Below are 24,018 nucleotides of genomic sequence, written 5' to 3'. Positions count from 1 at the left end.
GGTGGGGAAAAGGGCCGGACAGCCATTGAATCACTTGGCGAAATCGATCGTCCGAGGCCCGATGCGTTTTTACCGCTCCGTCGCCGGCGGTCTGGTAACGTCGGATCGCAGGACTGGACGCTTTTCGAATCCGACCCGTCATCCCACGCGCCGCCATCTGTCACAACCGGAATCAACATGCACGCCTCCGAAGCCACCCAGAAGTATTTCCACCAGGCGGCCGACCATTTGGATTTGCCTTGTGGTTTGCGCGAAACGCTGTTGTTGCCACGTCGTGAGTTGCAGGTCCAAGTCACGCTGGAACGCGAAGACGGGTGCCTGGCAAACTTCGTCGGCTTTCGAGTCCAACACGACAACAGCCGTGGCCCGATGAAGGGCGGGCTGCGTTATCACCATGAAGTCGACTTGGATGAAACGCGTGCGCTGGCCAGTTTGATGACTTGGAAGACGGCCGTCGTCAATTTGCCCTACGGCGGTGCCAAAGGTGGGATCGATGTGGATCCGTCAACGCTGACGTCGCGTGAATTGGAAAAGCTGACTCGCGTCTTTGTCGACCGCATTCACGATGTCGTCGGTCCGGATACGGATATCCCCGCGCCCGACATGGGCACCAATCACCAAGTGATGTCTTGGTTCCGAAACCAGTGGGAAAAGTACCACGGTTTCAATCCCGCGGTGATCACGGGCAAACCGGTGGAAGAATACGGCGCACGTGGTCGCGAAGAAGCCACCGGCCGTGGTGTGGGTATCTTGACGGTCAAACTGATGAAACGGCTCGGCCGCAAACCGGAAGATACCAAGGTTGCGATTCAAGGTTTCGGCAATGTGGGATCGCACGCGGCGAAGTTCTTGCACGACGCGCAGTTTCCCATCATCGCGGTCAGTGATATTTCGGGCACCTATTATCAGGAAGATGGGTTGAACGTGCCGGAGCTGATCCGCCATAAATTTCATCATCCCAACGGATTGTTGGAAGGATTCGAGCACGCCAAACACCTGCCCATGGATTCGCTGTTGTCACTGAGTGATGCGACGGTGCTGATCCCAGCGGCACTCGGTGGCGTGATCACCGACGACAACGTGGACTCGGTTTCCGCACCGGTCATCATCGAAGCGGCCAACGGCCCGATCTATCCGGTCGCCGACAAGAAATTGCATGATCGGGGCACGGTCGTGTTGCCCGACATTTTGGCCAACGCCGGTGGCGTGACGGTCAGCTATTTCGAATGGGTTCAGAATCGTCAACACTATCGATGGTCCCTCGATCGCGTTCGCCAGGAACTGGATCACACGATGAGCGAGGCGTTTGAAGAAGTCTGGCAACGGGCCCAGCAACTGAAAATCCCGCTGCGGACCGCTGCGTTCATGATCGGCATCGAACGCGTCCAACGGGCAACCGAACTGGGCGGCGGATGGTGATCGCAGCTGTCGGGTGAATCAAGGCACCGGCGGTTTGTTACAGATCCAGTTCGTCGCGACGAATTTTTTGTGCCCGGTCGCGGATCGCGTTCATTTGCGAGGAGTCTTTCCGCTGCAGATTCTTTAGTTGCATCGTCATCCGTGTGTTGTTCTTGAACTGTTGTTGGTGACGGTCCAAGAAGTCCCAGTACAGCGTCGTGAACGGACAAGCGTCGTCACCGGTCGCTTCGTCGGGGTTGAATCGGCATTCTTTGCAGTAATTTCCCATGCGTTTGATGTATTTGCCGCTGGCGCAGTACGGCTTGGTTGCCATCAACCCACCGTCACCCCACTGTGACATGCCAAGCGCGTTGGGCAAGCTGACCCAGTCGACCGCGTCGTTGTACATCGCCATGTGCCACTGGTGAAACTTTGCGGGATGCGTCCCGTACAACTGGGCGAACAGTCCCAGCACCATCAAGCGTTGGATGTGGTGGGCATACCCCGTTTCGATCAGCAAACGCATCGCATCGGCCACGCATGCCATGTCAGTTTTGCCATCCCAGAAGAACGACGGAACGTCCTGATCGTCGTCGCATTGCAGGGCATTGCGGTCTTGATAGTCCGGCATGTGGGTCCAGTAGATGCCGCGAACAAATTCACGCCAGCCCAAGATTTGACGCACGAAGCCTTCCACGCTGTTGATCGGTGCCTCACCGCTGTCGAATGCCGCGATGGCTTTGTCGACCACTTCGCGTGGGCTTAGCAAATGCAGGTTGATCGCGTGGGACAACCGCGAATGATACAAGTACTTTTGATCCGACCACATCGCGTCCTGGTAATCACCAAAGTGAATCAAACGGTGTTTGATGAACTCACGCAGCAGTGTCAACGCTTCGGATCGTGTCACGGGCAGATCAAAGGACGACGCATCGACCTTTCCCGGATGATCGTCAAAGCGTTGGTTCACCATGTCGATCACGTCTTGGGTGACGTCATCGGGGCGAAAGTGATGAGTGTGGGGAACATCGCTGGGGCCGGACTTGCCAAACGTTCCTCGGTTTTCCTTGTCGTGGTTCCACACACCGGAAACCGGATCACCGCCGTCCATCAACACGTCGTGTTGTTTCCGCATGTGGCGATAGAACGTTTCCAGCACCAGGCTGTTTCGGCCATCGGCCCAGTCACGAAACTGGTCGATCGTGCAGTAGAAATGCCGGTCGTCACGAATCTCCAGTGTAACGTTTTGTTCGTCAGCGACGGTTTTCAGTGATTCCAGCACCCTGTGATCGCCTGGATGAACGACGATCATCTTTTGGACGTCGTGTTCGTTCAGCGTCGTGGTCAGCAGACTGGCGAAGCTGCTGGCTCTTGCTTTTCGACCATCGGTGGGCAGTGCGTGGTAGAGCACTTGCCGCCCCTTTTCGTCCAGTTCATCACGGAAGTGGCGCATGGGTGCAAAGAAAGCGACCAGCCGGAATTTGTGGCACCAAACGTGGGTCGCTTCTTCCTGGTTTTCGGCCATCCACACGCGGTCACGCTGGTTGTCGAAATCGTCCAACGCGGCGCTGTCGTGGTTCAGTTGGTCGCCAAGGACGATCACAAGATTGCGGATATCGGACACGCTGCGCTGCTTTACCAGTATTTTGAAATGTCGGGGACGATCGTGCTCAGCAGGGTCGCGGTTGGCGGACGTGCGATCGTCGATCCGTGGTGATGCCGTGGGTTAGTGTCGACCGCCGGCAACTGGCCGCGACGAACCGGAGGCTTGGTTGTTTCCACGGGGCAGCCATTTATGCTGTCAGCCTCGCGTTTCGGTTGCCAGATGTCAGGTCGGTCCGACGGGCCCAACGCGATCCATATCGACAGCAAACGAGTGAATCCCTTGGAAATTTGGCCCGCCATCGATTTGCGTCATGGCAAGCCCGTGCGGCTTCGCCAGGGTGACTATGACCGTCAAACCGTGTTCGGCGACGATCCCGTCGAATTCGCACTCCGCTGGAAAGAACTGGGGGCACGACGCTTACACCTGGTCGACTTGGATGCCGCCCGCGGCGATGACCCGACCGCCAATCGTGACGCCGTTTCTCGGATCATTCGCGAAACCGGGTTGCCGTGTCAGATGGGTGGTGGCGTGCGAGACGACCAGGCGATCGATGCCTTGATGGCAATCGGTGTCAGCCGTTTGGTCGTCGGATCGGCGGCGCTGAAGAAACCCGACTGGTTTGCCGGTGCGTGTGACCGGTTTCCGGGACGTTTGGCGGCCGGAATCGATGCCCGCGACGGCATGGTGGCAACCGACGGTTGGTTGGAAACCAGCAGCACGCCGGCGATCGACTTGGCCAAAGATCTGCGTGGCCGCACCGCCAACATCGCGGCGATCATTTACACCGATATCGCCCGCGACGGCATGATGCAGGGGCCCAACTTTGACGGACTGGTCGCCATGGCCGAGGCGACCGACATTCCGCTGGTTGCCAGCGGCGGCGTGACCACGCTGGACGACGTGTCACGGCTGACTGAATTGGGGATGCCGGCGGCGATCGTCGGCCGGGCGCTTTACGATGGTGCGATCGAATTGCCCGATGTCCTGCGATTGGCGAAAGACGACTGATGATGAAGTGCTGCCAGATTCGGCCACAGATGCCACCCTTGGCCTGGTGTTTGTCCTGCGTGGTGATGCTGCTGGCCGCCACTGTTGGCAACGCCCAAGACAAAGCGTCATCCACCACCAAAAAGCCGACCTACAAATCGTTGCCGCCGGCCGGGATCGCGATCGATCCGGCGCGGCGTGATTCATTGGCGTCACGCGCCCAGAGTCTTCGGTCACGGCTGTCCAAAACACAGTCTGCCGGCGACCGAGCGGCAGACGCCGAATCATCCGATGTGGATTGGCGGCCCCACGTGTCGGTGCTGATCCGTGCGGTGGATCTGGCGTTGACCCAAAATCTGTTCTTCAAGCCCAATCAGGTCGACGCGGCGGATCGTCTGTTGAACGAAGCACAGCGTCGGCTGGATGCGGCGGCATCCGGGGATCGCGGATTGCGTTTGTTGGGCTGGAAACCGTCCCGCAGCGAACAGCCGCAGCCGCTGGTCGGTGGATTTGTCAGCCGGATCGACGGAACCGTTCAACCCTTTGGCATCGTCGTGCCGGCGGGTTTTCTCGATGCAGCGGATTCGCAGCAAGACGGGCATCGGATGGACGTTTGGTTGCATGGACGCGGCGACACAAAAACGGAGATACCGTTTCTGATTGAACGGATGGACAAACCGGGGCAGGCATTGCCGCGTGATGCATTCGTGTTGCATCCTTTTGGCCGCCACTGCAATGCGTTCAAGTTTGCCGGTGAAACCGACGTTTACGAAGCGATCGAGGCGGCCGAGCGTTTGGTCCACATCGATACGGATCGAATCGCAATTCGCGGATTCTCGATGGGCGGTGCCGGTTGCTGGCACTTCGCCGTTCACGATTCGACGCGGTGGTTTGCCGCCAGCCCCGGCGCCGGGTTCGTCGACACACTGGTCTATCAAGGTTGGGGGGATCAGCCGCCTTTCGAATTGACCCCGGCGCGTCGTCAGTTGCTGAATTGGTACGACGTGCTGCCCTGGGCCGGCAACCTTCGCAACACTCATGTGATCGCGTACAGCGGTGAAGTGGACAAGCAGAAACAGGCGGCCGATCGCGTCGCCCAGGCATGCAAAGCGATGGGCTTTCAGTGGCCCTATGTCATCGGTGCCGGCATGGGGCACAAAATCGATCCAGCATCGATGCAGCAGATCGAATCACAGTTGGCCAAATGGGCCGATCCGACCAAGCAGACCGAATCGGGGCTGCCGCCGGCCAAACTGGATTGGACGACCTATACCCTGCGGTACAACCGAGCCGGATTCCTGACAGTGACTGGTTTGCAAAAACACTGGGACAAATCGGTGGTTCGTACCGACTGGCGAACCGAAGACGTGGACGTTCCGCGGTTGGTCATCAACACGGACGGCGTGACGGCGATGCAGATCGACTGGGATGCCGATTCGTGGGCGCAGATTCGTTCCGTCGTCGGCCGACCGATGCAGGTGTTGATCGCGGAAGTCGACGATCGCGTTATGCCCCTGGTCGATGAGTCGTCCGAACCGGGGTTCCAAGCGTCGCTGTGGCGTACCGGTGGCCAATGGAAACAGGGGCAGCCGAACCCTGGTGTGCTTCGCAAAAGTCCGGGGCTGCAGGGGCCGATCGACGACGCGCTGACTGAAAAATTCGTGATGGTTTTGCCCAGTCGGCCGGCCAAACACGGGCCGGTCCAGCGATGGATCGATCGTGAAATCCGGACGGCGCAGCGCCGATGGCGGGAAATCATGCGTGGCGAAATGCCGGTGGTGCAAGACACCGACGTCACCGATGACATGATTCGCGATTGCAATCTGATCTGCTTCGGTGATTACGGCAGCAACACGGTGCTGCGGAAAATCAGCGGACGATTGCCGATCGGATGGAACCGCGATCGAATTTCGGTGGGCGATAGGACGTTCGACGCGTCGAATCACGTCGCGATTCTTTGCTATCCCAACCCGTTGAATCCGGATCGCTATGTGGTCGTCAACAGCGGGCTGACGTTCCGAACGTTTTCCAACAACAGCAATTCACGGCAGATTGCGATGTTGCCCGATTGGGCGATCGGCGAAATTCGACCCGGGTTTGACGATTCCATTTTGCCCGCACCCATTGCCGCCGAAGGATTCTTCGACGAATCCTGGCAATTGGCACCTTAGAAGTCGGCCGTCGCGTCGGTGTTCGCGACGGGGCCTGAAACTGACCGCGTCTAGCGTCGCGCCAGACGTCGAGCGATCGCTTCGGTCGGCAGCGGCAGAATGGTTGCCGCACCGCCGGGGTTGTACAGCAGATCGTCGCGGCTGGGTTTGCCGTCAGTGTTTTCGTAGGTCACCAAATAGGCGCCGATTTGAGTCCCGCCGCGGTGATACACGGGCGGCCAAAATTCTTCACCGCGGATCGCCAGCGTTTTGGCCAGCAAGCGGGTGGCCCGACCGGAAAACCCGCTCAGCACCATGTCCAGTCGGCCCAAGGCTTCGCGAAAGACGTAAAACACCAGCGCCGTATCTTGGTCTTTGCCGCCGGCGTATTCCCAGGACCCGTCGTCTTTTTCGAAGTAGAACCCGGGTTCCGGGGCGTCTTCGTTCTTGCTTAGCCGGGTTCCCGCACTGGCCCCATCGGGTTTGGGGTCGCTGTCGCGGTAGCGTAGGTAAAACGGGCAACTTCGTGCCGACGCATCGTCGATGTCGTCTTCGGTAACAAACGGGGTGCACCCGAACAGGTCGCTCATCATCAATTCGACGACCGGATTGGATTTCACGCTACCGATACAGACCAATCCGCGGTCGCCCTGGGCATTAACGAAGCTTTCGAAGACCTCGGTCGCACGGGCACGGGCGTCTTCCAGCGACACCTGACCGGGGCTCCAAACCAGCGTTTGTTGCAGGCGATCGGGCATCAAGACTTCTTTTTCGGTTTCGGCGTTGCCTTCGGCCCCCGCTTGATGCTTGGCACTGCCGCCCAGGGTGCTGACGCCGTTGAGCAGTTCGCCGACCAGAACGCTGTCACTGGCGACGACCATCGCACCTTCGGGCGAATCGTTGCCGTCCGCCTGACGCACACCGACGACGATTTCGATTTCGCCGCGACGGGCCAGCAATTCCCAAAAGTTTTCCGCGTTGACGGCGAAAAGGGCGCCCGGCAGTTGTTCGGCGGTGGCATAGCCGTGATCGATCAGGTAATCGCACAGACGCGAAAGTGCTTCCAGCGGGATGTATTTCGCTTCGTTCTTCAACAGCGAAGCGACCTGGTGTCGGTCCAGCCCGGTGTGTTCAACGATGGATTTGATCGTTCCGGGGCGTTTACGGCGGTCCGGAGTGTGTCCGAGCAGTTCGGCCAGCCTGAATGCGTATCTCATAAAGCGATCGATCGACTAGAAAAGTTGACGGGTTTGGATCGGGGGCACCCAGTCATGTGGCTCTTGCCCTCCCATCACGGCACTAGTTTACCCGGGAATTCGGTTTCTGCTGTCCCCCCAGCTGTGAGTTTCCAAGTTCTAACCGAAACGGGGGTACCGGGCGGGTGATGACGGCAAGCTAGAATAAAGTCAAGAAGTTCCCCACCTTTGGGGACGATCTGCGGTGATGCGAAACGCGGTGGTCGAGCCGTCGGGCTTGGTACCGGTGTTGTTGGATCACAGCCACCTTCGCGACACCCGAATATCAGCCATTCCCTTTTCTTGCCGTCACGCATGACACGTACCCCATCCAATGCACTCGGTTCGTCCGCCGGCACCGGCGGGATGCCTGCATCGGAGATTGTCGACCGCTGGATCGGTGATGTTCGCGCGGCGCTGTGGCGGACCGACGCGACCCGCTGTGTTCTGGCTGTCGTTCTGTGGGGCGTCGGGGTCTGGCTGACTTGGCTGGTGGTCGACCATTGGGTGGCCGATACCGGGGTGGCCGGGCGGTTGTTCTTCTGGATCCTCGGGATCGCCGGAACGGCGTTCTGGTTGTACCGGCGCGGATTTCCGCTGTGGTCTCAACAGATCGATCCGGCCTATGCCGCCGCGGCGATCGAGCGAGATCACCCCCAGCTACGCCAAGCCCTGACCAGTTACATCACCTTGCGTCGCGAGGGAGATGCCAAAGGAATCCGCGCATCGGTCATTCGCGGTTTGGCCGTCCGATCGGCAACGGTGCTGCAGAAAGTCGATGCGTTGCCCAGCGAAGTGACCGGGCTGTTGCGTTTTTGGTTGCTCGCGTTGGCTGCCGTGCTTGCCGTGTTGGTGTACTGGGCGGCCAGTCCAAAAAGCAGTTGGCAATCCACCCAACGTCTGTTGCTGCCGTGGTCCGACATTCAACGTCCGACACGTGTTCGCATCGGTCAAGTTTTCCCCGCCGATGAGACCGTCATGGTGGGACGCCCGGTCGCCATCCGTGTTGATCTATCCGGGCTTCGCGATGACGACACGGTTGTGTGTCACATCCACCAGGGCGATTCGCGGCAATCCTTGCCCATGCGACTGTCGGAGGAACCGGCCGAATCGGGAAGCCAGCGTTTCGAAACCGTCGTCGTTTTGCCGCCCGGACGAAGCCAGCATGCCGACTATCGCATCGACGCCGGGGACGCGTCCACGCGTGCTTACCGTTTGACGCCACGCGATGTGCCGGTGGTCAGCTTGGAATCGATTGAACTGACGCCTCCGGAATACACCGGGATTGAATCTTGGCGACAGTCATCGGGACCGATTCGCGCCGTCGATGGGACCAAGGTTCGCATTCGTGTGCGGGGCAATCGACCGCTGCGCAAAGCCGTCGTGCAAACCAACCCCGCCTCGGTCGGTGATCGCGTGGTTGCGACCGGTCGATCGTTTGCGATGAAGCCCGCGGGTTCGGCGGAAGACGATGGGACCTGGGAAACCGAATTTGTGCTTCGCCGATCCGATACCGACACGAATCCCACGTCCTACCGTGTCCGCATTTGGGATCAGGACGATCAATCGAATCCCGATCCGATTGTGTACCCGATCGAATGCGTCGCGGACTTGAAGCCGGATGTCACCATCGTCGTGCCGACGCAAAGTCCCAAAGAAATCCCGCTGGATGCCCAGCAGGTGATTGAAGTCCACGCAAGTGATCCCGACTTTGGATTGAACCAAGTGCGGTTGCTGATCGACGTCAACGGTCGGCCGGTTCCACCACGCATGCTGTGGCAAGCTCCACCAACGTCCGACTTGATGCATCCGTCGATGGCGGGGAAGACCGGCAACCAAATCGCAGAATTCGCCGTCCGCGCCGATCGGATGCGTTTGAATGCTGGCGATGTCGTTCGGATTCGCGCGATCGCTACCGACAATCGGTACAGCGTTACCGACGATCAAATCCGCCCCAACGAAAATGTCACTGATCCCGTGGAGTTGCGCTGGGTTGAACCGGAGCCGCGGTCGGACAACACACCGGCGGGCGATGATGGTATGTCTCGTCCGGAACCATCAAGTGACCAGTCATCATCGGCCCAAAGCGACGCATCGTCCGGCGGCGACGAATCATCGGATGATACCGAAGGCGATGGCGACAGTGATGGCGCAAACGAAGGCGGTGATGGACAGGGTGCTGGAGACCAAGAGGGGCAAGGTTCCACCGGGGCCAATGGTGGGGGCGATTCCGATGCGGGCGAAGATGCCCCATCCGACCCAAACGGCGACGGAGAACCCCAGGATGGCTCCAGTGACGGCGGCGAAGATTCGTCAGCGCAAGATTCCGGCGAAGGCGATTCGGGCGATGCCCGTTCCGGCGGTGACAGTTCCGGCGGAAATCGTTCCGACAACGCGGGCGACGACAGCGATGGGACGAGCGAATCCGACCCCGGCGAATCCGACCCCGGCGAATCGACCGCAGGAAAGGGCGGTGGTGCGGCGGATCCCGAGTCCGGTCAAGCCGGCGCAGAGCAAGGGGGATCCGGCGGCGACCAGAACGCGGATCAAAATCCCCAGGCCGGAACGGGGCAGGGGACGGATCGTGATGAAGCACCGGGGGATTCGTCCAGTGTCGATGAAGCGGCGACATCCGGCAGCGATGGTGACACCGGCGAACCATCGAATGCACCGGAGGATTCGGGTGGCGACGGTCGTTTGGCGAATTCGGAAGGGCAACGCTCCGGCGGACAACCGGATCCGGACGCAACACCGGACACGCCGCCCAGTCACGACGGCGATGCGTTCGAGCGGATTCAAGAATTCTTGAAGCAAAACCAGGACTCGGGTGGTTCCGGCAACCAATCGCAATCCGACCAAAACGATCCGTCGTCGCCGAACCAGGGGGCGGGTGGTTCGAATCAGCAGAACGAAGAATCGACCACCACTCGCGACGCAACCGAGGAATCCTCCGGTGTCTCACCGTCAAACGAACCGGGCGATGAATCGATCGCCGAGTCCTCGTCCGATCAAGAGTCGCCACAAACGGGAACCGCCGACTCGGGAAAACCCCCAAATGATCCGCCATCGGGATCGCAGGGGCCAACCGCCGGCGACGAATCCACCGGCGACGCCGCCAGTGAAACTTCCGGCGATGAGACGGGCGACGCACCTGATGCCGGCACCGACGGAACATCTGCACCCCAGGATGCAGGTACAGCAGAATCCACGTCACCGGAGAACCATCCAACGGATTCAAACCCGGCCGGACAAGACGATGCCGGCGAACCGTCGATGCCGGGCGATCCGGGATCCCCAACCGATGCGGCCGGATCGCCCAGCCCCGGCGGTGCCAGCGAATCGTCGGCCGCCAACGATGAAGCCGGGACGCAGGGGACCGCGTCGTCAAGTTCTGGTCGAGATTCGGCAACCAGTGCGACATCGGACACGGCATCGCCCCCGGCCACGCCACCGGATCCGGTCGATCTGGACTATGCCAAACAGGCGACGGATCTCGTGTTGGACTATCTGGAAAGGACCAAGGACCAGCCGGACAAGGAACTACTGCAACAGTTGAATTGGACCGCCGACGACCTGGAACGTTTCCGCCAGCGCTGGTCACAGATGCGCGACATGGCCGATCAGGCCGGACAGCCGGGCCAGCTTGATGAGTTCGAAGATGCGCTTCGCAGCCTGGGGCTTCGACAATCCGATACCGTGCGTTCCGGTGGTCGCCAGGACGGCGTGATCGATCGCGGGTTGCGTGATTCCGGTGAACGTTCGCGGCCCCCGGCAGCGTTTCGTGAAGCCTTCGAGGCGTTCCGCCGCGGCGTTGGCCGATCCGGCGCGGGGCGATAAGCTGCGCGGTCAGTCGAAGCCCCGCAACCGCTTGCCCCTTTCACGCTGATTTTTCTTGATCGCCATGTCCAGCCTGCTGATTCGCGGATCTCAAGTCGTCTTTCCGGACGGCGTTCGAACTTGCAACGTGTTGGTTCGCGACGGCCGCATCGCCGATACCGATGCGTCACCGGATGCCGCGGCCGATGAAATCGTCGACGCCAAGGGGCTGCATCTGATGCCCGGTGTTGTGGATGACCAAGTCCATTTTCGCGACCCCGGGCTGACCCATAAGGAAGACTTGGCGACCGCGTCGCGCGCTTGCGCGGCGGGCGGTGTGACGACATTCCTGGAAATGCCCAACACGGTGCCGCCCGCGGTGACCTGTGACGGCATCCGAGCCAAAGAAGCGTTGGCAGCCGAAAAGTCGCTGGTCAATTACGGCTTTTACATCGGTGCCACGCCGGACAATGTTGATGAACTGAAAGCCGCGTCGGACGCCAACTTTCCCGGCATCAAGATTTTCATCGGCAGCAGCACGGGCAATCTGTTGGTCGATCAACAGGAGGCACTGGAACGGATTTTCGCCGAAACCGATCTGCCGATTTGTGCGCACTGCGAAGACGAATCGACGGTCAATGCCAACCGTGCCAAGTACGCCGACACGACGGATGTCCGCGACCATTCACGGATTCGTGATGAATCGGCCGCGTTGATCGCCACGCGACGTTCGATCGACTTGTCGGTTCGTCATCAGCATCGCTTTCACGTTCTGCACGTATCGACTGCGGCGGAAGTACCACTGATTCGCGGTCAACAACCGTGGATCACTGCGGAAGTCTGCCCGCATCATTTGTTTTTCAACGTCGACGATTACCAGCGACTGGGAACACGGATTCAAATGAATCCGTCGATCAAAACGGCCGCCGACAATGACGGGTTGTGGAAAGCATTGTTGGATGGTGATGTCCAAGTCATCGCCACCGATCACGCGCCGCACACGTTGGATGAAAAATCGGTCGCCTATCCGAAATCACCCAGCGGCTTGCCCGCCGTCGAAAACAGTTTGGCGTTGATGTTGAACCAAGTCAGCCAAGACCGCTGTCGTTTGACCGACGTCGCTTCCTGGATGTGCGACGCACCGGCACGGGTTTGGGGCATTACGGGGAAAGGTCGAATCGAAAACGGTTACGATGCGGACCTGGTCTTGGTGGACATGGCACTGTCCCAAACCATTCTGGATCAGCACCAGCACACCAAGTCGCGGTGGAGTCCCTGGCATGGCGTAACGACGACCGGTTGGCCGATCGCAACCTTCGTCGCGGGGCACCGTGTTTGGAGCCGGCGTGACGGCTTCGACGTGAATCACCGTGGACAAAAACCGCTGTTCGATCACGCCCGCGGCGGGTTCTGGGCCACGACCGATGGAATCGGGCCCCGCTAGGTTTCCCGACTTTGGTGCGAACCTGGCCGAGATTGTTGACACCGGCCAAAGCAACGGAACCGGCGCCGATCGTGCCACCGTTTCAGCTAAGCTGTGGGGGCGAAATGAATTCGACACCGTCGCATTTGCATCGGTTCGACGTCAGTTCGTTGTCTTCCCGCCCCACGAATTTCTCTCCCCATCTTGTGGACTGATCAATATGTTGGCCCTCCTGCGTCGCTGCGCTCTGTTCTGTGTTTGCACCTTGATTGGACTCTCGGCATCCGTCGATGCGGACGATGTTGCCGCGGGTGCTGATGACCAAACGATCACTCAGCCGGTGATTCTGTTCAATGGCAAAGACTTGGACGGCTGGGAAGGCCGCGATGATCTTTGGTCGGTCGAAGACGGTGCGATCGTGGGACGCACCAGTGAAGACGATCCGATCGACGGCAACACGTTCTTGGTCTGGAAAGACGGACAGCCTTCGAATTTCCAATTGGTCCTGATGTTCAAGATCGAAAGCGGCAATTCAGGGATCCAGTATCGCAGCCGCGTGATCGACCAAGACAAGTTCGTCGTTTCGGGTTACCAGGCCGACATCGATTTTGCCAACAAGTTCGCCGGCATCCTGTACGAGGAAAAAGCACGCGGCATCCTGACCTTGCGCGGGACCAAGGTGACCATCGGTGCAGACGGCAAGAAGACGCCGGAGACGTTTGCAGATTCCCAAGCATTAGCCGCCGGGATCCATCCCGGAAAATGGAACGAGTTCCGCGTGGTCGCCGACGGAAATCATTTGATCCACTACATCAATGGTGCGAAGGTCAGCGAGACGATCGACCATCAGTCCGACAAAGCCGCCAAGTCGGGTGTGATCGCCCTGCAGCTGCACCGTGGCCCCGCGATGGTGGTCCGGTTCAAGAACATCAAGCTGTTGCCGCTGGACTGAATCATCGCCTCATTTGGGTCACGCAAATTAGTCCAGATCTGAATTGACCAGAACCCGCTCGGTCCGAAGCAGTCGGGCCGAGCCCAATGCAGCCGCCTGATTTCAAGGCAATTCTTTCGCCGCGTTTACCAAGCGGCTTTGCCGGCGCTCTGCCGCATTTTTCACGCCGCGCCGTCTCGCAAATCGGCATTCGAGCCCGGCCGGGAATGCTGACCCGGCTGGCAAGCACTGCTTTGCTTCGCGGCGGCCATCCGACTTGTCAGATCCGGACCCCAGTCTCGCCTCCGTTTTGTGAGGTATAGAGAGTCTGGGAGGACTGGGGGCCCAGCGGCCCGGGACGTTTCTTCAAAAAAATTTCATGCCAGGCGCGTGATTTGCGTCGGCAAGCGTCAAGAAGGTCGCATCCACGATTGCGAGCGGTTTAGAGGCTCAAATGACGTGGACTGGCGAATTAATGGTCGGTATTCTTCCTCCATTGTCCATTTTTGAGACTTTAGGTCACAGAAACAGTCGGATTTCATCTCCGGCACTGCATTTCTCGTGAGCTAAACTTGGATGGAATTCCGATCATTATTCACGTAGAATGGCCTAAATCTTTGCGAAAAATTCACAAAGAAGACGGAGTGTAGTTACCACCTGTTGGAGGAGCCGTGTCATGACCTTGGAGACGATAGCCGCCCTATTTGCGGCAGCCGGTCTCGGTCTAGGCGGCTGGGCGGCCGGACGGCGTCTGGGACGCCAGAATCAGGTTTCGCCCCTGCTGTTTTCGATGGTGGTGGTGCTGGCACTCGTTGCGGCTTGGGTTTTGAGCGGCCGTTTGCTGTGGGCGGTGATTCTGCCCAGTGCCGAGGCAATTTTTTGGGCCAACTGGATGCCTGCGATTCTGTGCTTCACCGCGGGGTTGGCGACGGCCACACCAGGGCTGCATCGCTGGCATCGTCCGGCGACGGTCGGGTTGTTGTGGATCCTGGCGGGCTGTTTTTGGGTCGGCCCCTTTGCCCGCCCCTGGATCGCGCCGGCGACGGTGCTGGACGAAGACTGGATCGGGTGGCGACGCGGTGTTTGTCTGCAATCGCATCCATCGACTTGTGGTCCGGCTTCGGCTGCGACGTTGCTGTCCGAACATGACATTCGGTCCAGCGAAAAGGACTTGATGGCGACCTGTTTCACCAGCCGCTGGGGAACCGAACCGCTGGGTTTGTACCGTGGTCTGACATTGGCCAGTGCCCACGCAGGGCTGAAGCCTCAGCCGGCATCCCCCGACTCGCGACAGTGGATTCATCGAGGCCAGGTTCCCAACGTGGCGATCGTGCGACTTGGGGTGGAAGATTCCGACGGTTCGCTAAGCCGATGGTTCGGGGCGTCACAGGAGCGTCATGCCATCACCGTGTTGGGGCGAACCGACGATGGTTTGTGGCTGATCGGAGATCCGGCGATTGGCTTGGTCAGCTGGACCGATGCTCAGATGCAGAAGCGATTCACGGGCGAAGCGATTTGTCTGGTCCCCGATCATTCGGTTCGATCACGCTATCGTGCGGTCGCGGGCAAACGTTTTGAAGCGATGGTGTCGGATTCGACGTCTGACCAGCCGCGCTAAGACGTCGTGGGCCCTTCTTTTGGCCGCCAGGTGACATTCGTTGCCGCGGCCTGCATCGATGTTCGGCGGGCGATCGTTCGTGTCGTCTGTGGCGGCGCAGATTGACCCGATTGCACTCCCAATCCCCACCGGAACGTCCGCGCGTTTATGCTGGGGGCGTTCAGTATCGTGGATGGCGTATTCGGGCCAATCCGCCTGTGCATCCTTCCCCCACCTCCCTTTCAGCCAAATTTCCCGCCGTCGTCGGCAGACGCTGTGCGCGTCGATCGGCTGGATTCTTTGATCGGATCATCATGAAAGCGCAACGCCGCACTTTTTTGGTTTCCTCCGCCGCGATGACGTTGGCGGCGGCAATGCCCAAGCCCCACCGTGCGTCGGCACAATCGCCCGACCGGCCCGCCAAGCGATCGATTCCCCTGTGTGTATTCACCAAGCCGCTGACATCGCTTTCGTTTGACGACTTGGCGGCTCGCGTCGCCGATCTGGGGTTCGATGGATTGGAAGCACCGGTCCGACCACGCGGTCATGTCGAACCGAAGGACGCTGCCCAGAAGCTGCCCAAGCTGGTGAAAGCACTACAGAAACGTGATTTGGAAATCACCGTGCTGACGTCGGCCATCAACAACGCCGATGACGCCACCAATCGTGAACTGTTGAAAGTCGCCGCCGACCTGGGTGTGCGTCGCTATCGACTGGGTTACTTCAAATACGATTTGTCCAAGCCGATCGTGCCACAGTTGGACCAGTGGAAACAGAAACTGATTGACTTGGCGGAATTGAATGAGCGGCTGGGGATTTGTGGTCTGTACCAGAACCATGCCGGACGCAACACGATGGGCGCACCGTTGTGGGATCTACGGTACATCTTGAACGGCATCGATCCGAAAGACTTGGCCGTCGCCTACGACATTCGTCACGCCACTGTGGAAGGTGGAACCAGTTGGCCGTTGACGTTCCAACTGATTCGGCCCCACATCGATACGGTGTATGTCAAAGACTTTGATTGGGACGGCACGAAAGTGATCAATGTTCCGTTGGGGCAGGGCATGGTCGATCCCGCGTTCTTCAAGATGCTGGCCGATTCCGATTTCAGCGGACCGATTTCATTGCACGAAGAATACTTGGACCATGCCGATCCGGCATTGGTCCCCAAACATATCGATGCGATACGCGATGACTTGGCGACGCTTGATCGCTGGATGACCGACGCCGGTATTTGACGGCGTTTTCTTTTTCCCTTGCATTGAAAACCATCGGCCCACCCTGCACAGTGTGCGGCCCGCTGTGTGCGTCGCTCGCACGATCGATTGATAGGAATCCAAGCATGCTGAAAATTCATCGCTTCGCAACGTTGGTGCTTTTTGTTTTGGTCAAAGGCGTTGGCAATTTGCCGGCCGACGATCGTCCCAACGTGGTCGTGATCCTGGCCGACGATCAGGGGTTCGGTGACCTTAGCTGGACCGGAAATCCCAACTTTCAAACGCCCAACATCGATTCACTGGCACGTGACGGGGCGCGGCTTCAGCACTTCTATGTGTGTGCCGTCTGTTCACCGACACGAGCCGAGTTTCTGACCGGTCGCTATCACACACGCATGGGAGTGACCAGTACTTCGTCCGGTGGCGAGCGAATGAATACGGATGAAGTCACCGTGGCTGATCTGTTTCGCGATGCCGGTTATCGAACCGCCGCCTATGGCAAATGGCACAACGGAATGCAGGCACCCTATCATCCGAATTCTCGTGGGTTCGATGATTTCTATGGTTTTTGCAGCGGACATTGGGGCAACTACCACTCGCCGATGTTGGAACACAACGGGCGTTTGGTCGAAGGCGAGGGGTTCATCGTTGATGATTTGACCAATCACGCGATCGACTTCATACGTCAAAGCGGGGATCAGCCGTTTTTTGTCTATCTGCCGTACAACACGCCGCATTCACCCATGCAGGCGCCGGACGAATACTGGCAACAGTATCGAAACCGTGACATCACGAGCGATCCGGATCCCAACAACGCGAAACAGGAAAACAAAGACTTCACCCGCGCCGCGTTGGCGATGGTGGCCAACATCGACGACAACGTCGGACGTGTCCTGAAGTGCCTGGACGAACAGGGCATCGCCGATGAAACGATCGTGATCTATTTCAGTGACAACGGTCCAAACAAGGCACGCTGGAACGCGGGGCTTCGTGGTCGCAAAGGGTCGGTCAACGAAGGCGGATTGCGGTCACCATGTACGGTCCGGTATCCGGCCAAGATCGACGCAGGTACGGAAGTCAATCAGGTCATGGGGGCGATCGATTTGATGCCCACGCTGATGCAGTTGGCGGGAATTAGCGAACAAGACCGCCAGCGATTCGCGGCGAATCATGATGGAATGAACGCCCACAAAATCGACGGTGTTTCCCAAGTCGCCGTACTAACCGGTGATTCACCGCAATCATCGGACGATCGGTTGTTGTTTTCATGGTGGAAGAACAAGGCCAGCGTGCGGTCCAGCCAGTATCGCTATCACAGCACCGGCCAATTGTTCGATATCCAATCGGATCCGGTCGAAGACGTCGATTTGGCTCAGCAGTTACCGCAGGTTGCATCAGAGCTTTCCGACGCGTTACGCCGGGCCACCGAATCGACCTTGGCAAGCAATGCGATTGACCCCGAATCGCGACCGTTCATCATCGGCCATCCCGACATGGCACTGACGCAGTTGCCCGCACGTGATGCGAACAGCACCGGCGATATTCAGCGGTCCAACAGATTTCCCAATTGCACGTTCTTTGGAAACTGGACATCCACGGACGAAACGATCGACTGGGATGTTCATGTTGCGGAAGCGGGGCGTTATAAGGTCATGATCAAGTACGCTTGCCCGGCATCGTCGGTCGGCACGCGTCTGAAACTGACGGCGCGTGGGGCGAGCGTTTCCGCCGTCGTGCAGAAGCCCAACGATGTGCCCCTGATCGGCGCCGATGAAGACTTGTTTCCGCGTCAGGAAGGCTACGTGAAGCGGTGGGCCGATCTCCCGGTCGGGGAAATCGATCTGCAGGCGGGGCCCCAAAAGCTTTCGCTGCACGCGACCGAGATTCCAGGCGACCAAGCGATCGAGTTTCGGTTGATGATGTTGGAACGATTGTCGCCGTGACCTGACGCGTGATTGCCGCCGGCAACGGCGGAAACGGGCGTATTTTGAAGTCCCGATTGATGGGAATGCACCCGTTTGCCAAGCTTCACCGGTTCCCTTGTGAAGGATCGATCGGTGGCAGCAATCATCACCCTGTTATTGACGCTTTCGGTGTCGCTGTTGATCACCCGAGTCGCAGCGATGGCCCTGATGTTGACCGGCCTCAGTCGCGAGGCGGCTCGATTCCAGGCTCGCAGTGCTTTCAGTGGCGTCGGTTTCACGACGACCGAGGCTGAATCGATCGTCAATCATCCCGTCCGACGTCGCATCGCGATGATGTTGATGCTGTTCGGCAACATCGGTCTGGCCACCGTGGGAGCCTCGCTGATGGTGTCGATGTTGGACGCCAAGAATAACGAGACCTGGTGGACGACCTTGATCGTGTTGTTTATCGGTGTGACGTTGTTGCTGCTATTGGCCCGCAGTCGGTGGGTGGAACGACGGTTGAATCGAATCATCGCTTGGTCGCTGCGTCGGTTCACCGACCTGGACGTTCGGGACTACGTCGCGGTGCTGAACCTGCAGGAAGGATTCGCGGTGACGGAAATGCGCGTCGATCCGGGCGACTGGTTGTCGGACAAAACGTTGATCGATCTGGATTTGCCGCGCGAAGGCGTGTTGATTTTGGGCGTCCACAGCGTCCAGGCGGATCAGTACATCGGCGCGCCGATGGCGACCACAAAGATCTGCGTCGGCGACACCTTGGTCATGTACGGACCGATCGAGCGTCTGAAGGAACTGGACCAGCGGCGCTCAGGGAACCGTGGTTATCAGGCGCATCGGCGTGCAGTGCGTGACTATCAGGAAATTCTGGCTGATCAGCAGCAAAAATTGGCCCAGTAGACGATCGATCCGCAACTGAAGAATTCCCGTCCAGCGGTCGATAACCATTCGAGGGAAGACAAGCCGTTTGAAATGCTTCGCCTGTCTTCGCCCCCTGCGTGCTCGCGATCCGCGGATGTGCCTGTGACCGCCCGTTTACGACTGTTTCCCGGCTCGATCCACCCCGATTCGATTCGATCGGGGACGCGGCTGGATCGTTATCGGTTGCAAAGCCGGCTGGGCGAAGGCGGTTTTGCGACCGTCTATTCGGCCTACGATCAGCTGGAACGCTGTCACGTTGCGATCAAAATTCCCGACGCACGTTATGTCAGCAACACCCAGTCGATGGATGACCTGCGTCGTGAAGTCGACATCATGGCATCGCTGGAGCATCCCGGTGTTTTGCCCCTGCACGACGCACGTGTCATCGACGGCTTGTTTGTGATGGTGTTTCCGCTGGGCATTGAAACCCTGGCGGATCGAATGATGCGGCGGATGTCGCGTGCCACCGCAATGGTGATGATTTATCAGATGGTCGATGCGGTCGCCTATGCCCACAGCCACGAGGTGCTGCACCGCGACCTGAAGCCGGAAAACTTCATTCTGTTTGACGACAATGAAGTGCGTCTGACCGATTTCGGCTTGGCCCGTATCGAACACGGCTGTTACGACGATTCGGCCTCGGGAACGCTGGGCTACATCGCGCCGGAACAGGCGATGGGACGACCGGCCTATCACAGCGATGTGTTCTCACTGGGGCTGATCATCTACCGCATGCTTGCCGGCGAATTGCCCGAGTACCCGTTTCAACCACCGTTGCCGGGATTCAACAAACTTCGGCGCGGCGTTTCACGCGACTTTGTGGCTCTGGTTCGCAAGGCGATTGATCCGGTGCCGTCGAAACGCTTTCGTACCGCCGTGGCGATGCACCGTGCCCTAAAAAAAATCGCCCATCCGCTGAGCGGAAAGGGCGATCGAGAACGTTTCAGGACGTCGGCCAAACGTCAATTGAATCGGGCGGCCTAGCCGAAAAACTAGAGGCCGCCGGTAAGCCTGGCCGCCGATCCACCGGTTTTCGGGATTGGCCGGATGATGCGGCGGTCGCCTGACAGTGGCGAAGACCAACGACGATTACGAGCGTCGGTTGCGACGGCCACCGCCACCGCCACTGCTGCCACGGCGTCGACGCGGACGATCGTCATCGCCTCGGTCACGGTCGCCACGATCGCGATCCCCGCCGCCTTCGCTTTCAAAGGCACCGGCCAATTCGTCTTCCTCGCCCAGTTCTTCCAGGGCGCGACGACGACTCAGCTTGACGCGGTCGTGTTCGTCGACATCGATGACCAAGACCTTCATCGGGTCACCGACGCCGATGACGCTGTCGATATTGCTGACGAATCCGCTGGACATCTCACTGATGTGAACCAGTCCATCGCGGCCAGGCAGGATTTCGACAAACGCGCCGAATTCCTTGATGCTGCTGACCGTTCCGTCGTAGATCTTGCCGATTTGAACGGTGGCGGTGCAGGCTTCGACCTGACGCATCGCGTCTTCGGCGCTTTGCTTGTCGCTGCTGGCCACCAACACGGTGCCGTCGTCGTCGACTTCGATCACGCTGCCGGTCGTTTCTTGGATCGTGCGGATGTTCTTTCCGCCGGGGCCGATCAGGGCACCGATCTTGTCGGGGGAAATCTTGGTACGCAGCAAACGCGGCGCGGTGGCGGCGATTTCACGACGCGGACGCGGGATCGTCGTCAGCATCTTCTTCAAGATCTCGATGCGAGCCAGACGTGATTGCTTCAGCGTCGCACGAATGATTTCTTCGCTGATACCGGTGATCTTCAGGTCCAACTGGATACCGGTGATACCGTTTTGCGTTCCAGCGATCTTGAAGTCCATGTCACCAAAGTGGTCTTCGGTGCCCAAGATGTCGGTCAACAAGACCCAACTGTCTTTGTTGTCCTTGTCTTGGACCAAGCCGACGCTGATGCCGGCGACCGGGTTGCTGATCGGAACTCCCGAAGCCATCAAGCCCAGCGTCGCACCGCAAACGGTGGCCATGCTGCTGGACCCGTTGGATTCGGTGATATCGCTGATCACACGAATCGTGTAGGGGAAATCGTCCGCGCCGGGCAACACCGGTGCAACGCTTCGTTCGGCCAACGCACCGTGACCGATTTCACGACGTCCCGGACCGCGGATCGGACGACATTCACCGACCGAGAAGGACGGAAAGTTGTAGTCCAGCATGAACTTCTTGCTGTACTCATCCTGCAAGCCGTCGACGCGTTGTTCGTCGCGTGCGGTTCCCAGTGCGATCGTGATCAATGCCTGGGTTTCGCCACGTTGGAACAAGGCCGAACCGTGGACTCGCGGCAACAGGTCCGTTTCGCAGTAGATCGGACGCAGGCTTTCACGGTCACGTCCGTCGGGTCGGGTGCCGGCGATGATCAGATCGCGGACGACCTTTTCTTCCAAGTCATGCCAGACGGACTTGAAGCGATTGACGTCGATCGCGCCTTCTGCGCTGGGATCGGGGATCACTTCGCCCATCGCACGATCACGCAGCGCGCGAACGGCTTCGGCACGTTCCAGCTTGCCGGACGTTTGTTGGGCGGCCTTGAATTCGTCGTAATAGGTGTCCGTCAGACGTTGCAACAGACCGTCGTCTTCCGGTTCGACGTATTCGATCTTTTGCGGATTGACCTTTTCATACAGCTCTTCCTGCAGCTCGATCACTTCGCGGATCGTCTTGTGTGCGAACTGGATCGCTTCGACCATCTGGTCTTCGGGCATCTCGTTGGCGAAGCCTTCGATCATGGCGACCATTTCGCGGTCACCACTGACGATCATGTCCAGTTCACTTTCGACCAAGTCGTCGTGTGTCGGGAACGCGATCAGTTCGCCATCGACTTTGCCGACGCGGACGCTGGCGACCGGACCCTTGAAGGGCAGGGGGCTGATGTGCAGGGCGGCACCGGCACCGTTCATGGCCAACACATCGCCGTCGTTTTGAAGATCGCTGGCGATAACAAAGGCTTGCACTTGGACTTCGTCCTTGTAGCCGTTGGGCCACAGCGGACGAATCGGGCGGTCCATCAGCCGCGCGCTCAGCGTTTCCTTGGTGCTCGGGCGGCCTTCACGTTTCAAGAATCCGCCGGGGAATTTACCAGCCGCGGCCAATCGCTCGCGGTAGTCACACATCAGCGGGAAAAAATCAATTCCCGGTCGTGGCGGGCCACTGGCGGCGGCGACCAGCACCGTCGTGTCGCCGTATTGCACCAGCACGCTGCCGGCGGCTTGCTTGGCCAACTGGCCGGTTTCGAACGACAACACTTGACGTCCGATCTTTCGCTCCACGCGAACTTTATTCACAGTCACTTCTACTTCTCTCTAATACAAACAGACAACAGATTCCGGTTCCACCCAGACCGGACAGCCGCATTCGCGACGGGTTGCCGAATGTCAAGACAGCGGCACCCCAGCCCGAAAAGCGACGGGGGGGGCGGCAATTCGATCAGCCAGAGACTGCAAGAAGGTCGTGCCGAAAGCTGCCCAAGATCAGGCGGGGCATTCCGAGCCGACGGTCAAGCCGGGCGCGAGCCTATCACATCGCCGCGTCAGAAAGCCGGCGCCCGAACGAAAGATGATGGAAAACAGGTGGAAGCCGGGCCGCCCGACTCGGGCGAACTGAAAAGCGGCTGTTGCCATCGTCGCTCGGGTCGCGGCCCTTTTGGGCTATTTACGAATGCCCAGTTTTCCAATGATATCCAGATAACGCTGGGGATCGCCGCCACGGACGTAATCCAACAGGCGACGGCGACGGCTGACCAGTCCCAGCAAACCACGACGCGACGCGTAATCCTTGCGGTGCGTTCGCATGTGTTCGGTCAGGCCGTTGATTCGCTCGGTCAAAATGGCGATTTGGACTTCCGGGCTTCCGGTGTCACCGTTTTCGTGGCCGTGTTCGCCGATCAGTTCTTGTTTACGTTCTTTCGAAATGGTCATTCGACTGAATGTCTCGTCCTAATACACTGCTTTATTCAAAGATTCGCCGCGTAGTGTAGCGTCACGGCTTGGCGACGCAACGTCAAAAACCGGCAATCGTCCGTGATCCGTTTCCGCCGATCAACCCGCCGATTCGGTGGCCGCAGTCCAACGTCCGTGCCCGGCCAAAAAGTCGAAGATCTCTTGGGCCTGTTCGGTGGGCGTCCGATCATCGCCGCCCCGCAGGTGAATTTCCGGATCCGCGGGCGATTCGTAGGGGTCGCTGATGCCGGTGAAGTTCTTGATTTCGCCGGCGCGTGCTTTTTTGTACAGCCCTTTGGGGTCGCGCTTTTCACAGATTTCCAACGGTGTGTCGACGAACACCTCCAGGAAATCGCCTTTCTCGCCCGCCGCTTCGACGATCTTTCGCGCCCGGTCGCGGTCGCGACGGTAAGGGCTGACAAAAGCCGTCAACGTGATCAACCCGGCCGATGCCATCAGGGCGGCCACGGATCCGATCCGGCGGATGTTCTCCTCGCGATCGATTTCGCCAAATCCCAGCCCGAAACGCTCTGCAAAGGCATCGCCATGTTCGCCGGCCAACATCGCCGGCGGCGCGCACAAACCGTGACGAATATTGTCCCCGTCCAGCAACATCGTCGCGCGACCGGCGGACGTCAGCAGCCGGTCCAGTTCATTGGCGATCGTGCTTTTTCCGCAACCGCTCAGTCCGGTCAGCCACACAACGCAGCCTCGCTGGGCCAGCAGTTGTTCGCGGTCCTGTCGGCTGACCGTGCCTTGGTGCCAAACGATGTCGGTCATCTCGATTCTTCTTGCACTGATAAAACGTTCAAATTCATGGTC

General features: G+C 59.1%; 16 protein-coding genes. 11 read left to right on the top strand and 5 right to left on the bottom strand.

Annotated features, from left to right (window positions below; translation table 11 throughout):
* Window positions 1-177 precede the first annotated feature (177 nt).
* Window positions 178-1,419: a Glu/Leu/Phe/Val family dehydrogenase gene (locus tag HFP54_RS07770; RefSeq protein WP_146410167.1), complete on the top strand. Its 1,242-nt coding sequence runs from the start codon at window positions 178-180 to the stop codon at window positions 1,417-1,419.
* Window positions 1,420-1,456: 37 nt separating this feature from the next.
* Here the strand turns inward: HFP54_RS07770 and HFP54_RS07765 are convergent, their stop codons facing one another.
* Window positions 1,457-3,022, bottom strand: coding sequence for a cryptochrome/photolyase family protein (locus tag HFP54_RS07765; protein ID WP_168564640.1), 1,566 nt, complete (start codon window positions 3,020-3,022; stop codon window positions 1,457-1,459).
* 261 nt (window positions 3,023-3,283) lie between these two features.
* Here HFP54_RS07765 and hisA point away from each other — a divergent pair, with 261 nt between their 5' ends.
* Both hisA and HFP54_RS07755 read left to right on the top strand, forming a co-directional pair.
* A complete protein-coding gene (gene hisA, locus HFP54_RS07760; protein WP_146414087.1) occupies window positions 3,284-4,012 on the top strand; it encodes a 1-(5-phosphoribosyl)-5-[(5-phosphoribosylamino)methylideneamino]imidazole-4-carboxamide isomerase in 729 nt (242 codons plus the stop codon).
* Window positions 4,012-6,162, top strand: coding sequence for a prolyl oligopeptidase family serine peptidase (locus tag HFP54_RS07755; protein WP_168564639.1), 2,151 nt, complete (start codon window positions 4,012-4,014; stop codon window positions 6,160-6,162). Before hisA ends, HFP54_RS07755 begins: the two co-directional genes overlap by 1 nt.
* 50 nt (window positions 6,163-6,212) lie before the next feature.
* On the opposite strand, the gene HFP54_RS07750 is transcribed toward HFP54_RS07755, so the two are convergent.
* Window positions 6,213-7,358, bottom strand: a complete 1,146-nt coding sequence (locus HFP54_RS07750) for a helix-turn-helix domain-containing protein (protein ID WP_146410170.1) — start codon at window positions 7,356-7,358, stop codon at window positions 6,213-6,215.
* A gap of 333 nt (window positions 7,359-7,691) precedes the next feature.
* Here HFP54_RS07750 and HFP54_RS07745 point away from each other — a divergent pair, with 333 nt between their 5' ends.
* The 8 genes from HFP54_RS07745 to HFP54_RS07710 all read left to right on the top strand — a co-directional run bounded on the left by HFP54_RS07745 (window position 7,692) and on the right by HFP54_RS07710 (window position 20,193).
* Window positions 7,692-11,213 carry a hypothetical protein gene (locus HFP54_RS07745; protein ID WP_168564638.1) on the top strand — a complete coding sequence of 1,174 codons (3,522 nt, stop codon included), beginning with the start codon at window positions 7,692-7,694 and terminating at the stop codon, window positions 11,211-11,213.
* 64 nt (window positions 11,214-11,277) lie between these two features.
* Window positions 11,278-12,636 (top strand): dihydroorotase, encoded by a 1,359-nt coding sequence (locus HFP54_RS07740; RefSeq protein ID WP_168564637.1) that lies wholly within the window; start codon window positions 11,278-11,280, stop codon window positions 12,634-12,636.
* Window positions 12,617-13,567, top strand: coding sequence for a 3-keto-disaccharide hydrolase (locus tag HFP54_RS07735; RefSeq protein WP_197135589.1), 951 nt, complete (start codon window positions 12,617-12,619; stop codon window positions 13,565-13,567). Before HFP54_RS07740 ends, HFP54_RS07735 begins: the two co-directional genes overlap by 20 nt.
* 655 nt (window positions 13,568-14,222) lie before the next feature.
* Window positions 14,223-15,164 (top strand): cysteine peptidase family C39 domain-containing protein, encoded by a 942-nt coding sequence (locus HFP54_RS07730; RefSeq protein WP_168564636.1) that lies wholly within the window; start codon window positions 14,223-14,225, stop codon window positions 15,162-15,164.
* A gap of 293 nt (window positions 15,165-15,457) precedes the next feature.
* A complete protein-coding gene (locus HFP54_RS07725; protein ID WP_146410174.1) occupies window positions 15,458-16,384 on the top strand; it encodes a sugar phosphate isomerase/epimerase family protein in 927 nt (308 codons plus the stop codon).
* Window positions 16,385-16,488: 104 nt separating this feature from the next.
* Window positions 16,489-18,306: a sulfatase-like hydrolase/transferase gene (locus HFP54_RS07720; protein WP_168564635.1), complete on the top strand. Its 1,818-nt coding sequence runs from the start codon at window positions 16,489-16,491 to the stop codon at window positions 18,304-18,306.
* A gap of 114 nt (window positions 18,307-18,420) precedes the next feature.
* Window positions 18,421-19,188, top strand: a complete 768-nt coding sequence (locus tag HFP54_RS07715; protein WP_146410176.1) for a TrkA C-terminal domain-containing protein — start codon at window positions 18,421-18,423, stop codon at window positions 19,186-19,188.
* 123 nt (window positions 19,189-19,311) lie between these two features.
* Window positions 19,312-20,193 carry a serine/threonine-protein kinase gene (locus HFP54_RS07710; RefSeq protein ID WP_197135591.1) on the top strand — a complete coding sequence of 294 codons (882 nt, stop codon included), beginning with the start codon at window positions 19,312-19,314 and terminating at the stop codon, window positions 20,191-20,193.
* Window positions 20,194-20,298: 105 nt separating this feature from the next.
* On the opposite strand, the gene pnp is transcribed toward HFP54_RS07710, so the two are convergent.
* From pnp to cysC, 3 genes are all read right to left on the bottom strand, one after another.
* Window positions 20,299-22,548, bottom strand: a complete 2,250-nt coding sequence (gene pnp, locus HFP54_RS07705) for a polyribonucleotide nucleotidyltransferase (RefSeq protein ID WP_168564634.1) — start codon at window positions 22,546-22,548, stop codon at window positions 20,299-20,301.
* 357 nt (window positions 22,549-22,905) lie between these two features.
* Window positions 22,906-23,175 carry a 30S ribosomal protein S15 gene (gene rpsO / locus HFP54_RS07700; protein WP_145304181.1) on the bottom strand — a complete coding sequence of 90 codons (270 nt, stop codon included), beginning with the start codon at window positions 23,173-23,175 and terminating at the stop codon, window positions 22,906-22,908.
* Between the two features lie 120 nt (window positions 23,176-23,295).
* Complete coding sequence (gene cysC / locus HFP54_RS07695; RefSeq protein WP_168564633.1) at window positions 23,296-23,976, bottom strand: adenylyl-sulfate kinase; 681 nt, start codon at window positions 23,974-23,976, stop codon at window positions 23,296-23,298.
* Between the last annotated feature and the right edge of the window lie 42 nt (window positions 23,977-24,018).

Source organism: Crateriforma spongiae, assembly GCF_012290005.1.
GTDB lineage: Bacteria > Planctomycetota > Planctomycetia > Pirellulales > Pirellulaceae > Crateriforma > Crateriforma spongiae.
This window is presented reverse-complemented; position numbering and strand designations above follow the sequence as displayed.

What these genes read in the sequence shown, in the direction of transcription:
- rpsO (WP_145304181.1), bottom strand. Translation starts at nt 23,175, where the DNA reads ATGACCATTTCGAAAGAACGTAAACAAGAACTGATCGGCGAACACGGC.
- HFP54_RS07770 (WP_146410167.1), top strand. Translation starts at nt 178, where the DNA reads ATGCACGCCTCCGAAGCCACCCAGAAGTATTTCCACCAGGCGGCCGAC.
- HFP54_RS07720 (WP_168564635.1), top strand. Translation starts at nt 16,489, where the DNA reads ATGCTGAAAATTCATCGCTTCGCAACGTTGGTGCTTTTTGTTTTGGTC.
- HFP54_RS07755 (WP_168564639.1), top strand. Translation starts at nt 4,012, where the DNA reads ATGATGAAGTGCTGCCAGATTCGGCCACAGATGCCACCCTTGGCCTGG.
- HFP54_RS07745 (WP_168564638.1), top strand. Translation starts at nt 7,692, where the DNA reads ATGACACGTACCCCATCCAATGCACTCGGTTCGTCCGCCGGCACCGGC.
- HFP54_RS07725 (WP_146410174.1), top strand. Translation starts at nt 15,458, where the DNA reads ATGAAAGCGCAACGCCGCACTTTTTTGGTTTCCTCCGCCGCGATGACG.
- HFP54_RS07750 (WP_146410170.1), bottom strand. Translation starts at nt 7,358, where the DNA reads ATGAGATACGCATTCAGGCTGGCCGAACTGCTCGGACACACTCCGGAC.
- HFP54_RS07740 (WP_168564637.1), top strand. Translation starts at nt 11,278, where the DNA reads ATGTCCAGCCTGCTGATTCGCGGATCTCAAGTCGTCTTTCCGGACGGC.
- HFP54_RS07735 (WP_197135589.1), top strand. Translation starts at nt 12,617, where the DNA reads ATGGAATCGGGCCCCGCTAGGTTTCCCGACTTTGGTGCGAACCTGGCC.
- cysC (WP_168564633.1), bottom strand. Translation starts at nt 23,976, where the DNA reads ATGACCGACATCGTTTGGCACCAAGGCACGGTCAGCCGACAGGACCGC.
- HFP54_RS07730 (WP_168564636.1), top strand. Translation starts at nt 14,223, where the DNA reads ATGACCTTGGAGACGATAGCCGCCCTATTTGCGGCAGCCGGTCTCGGT.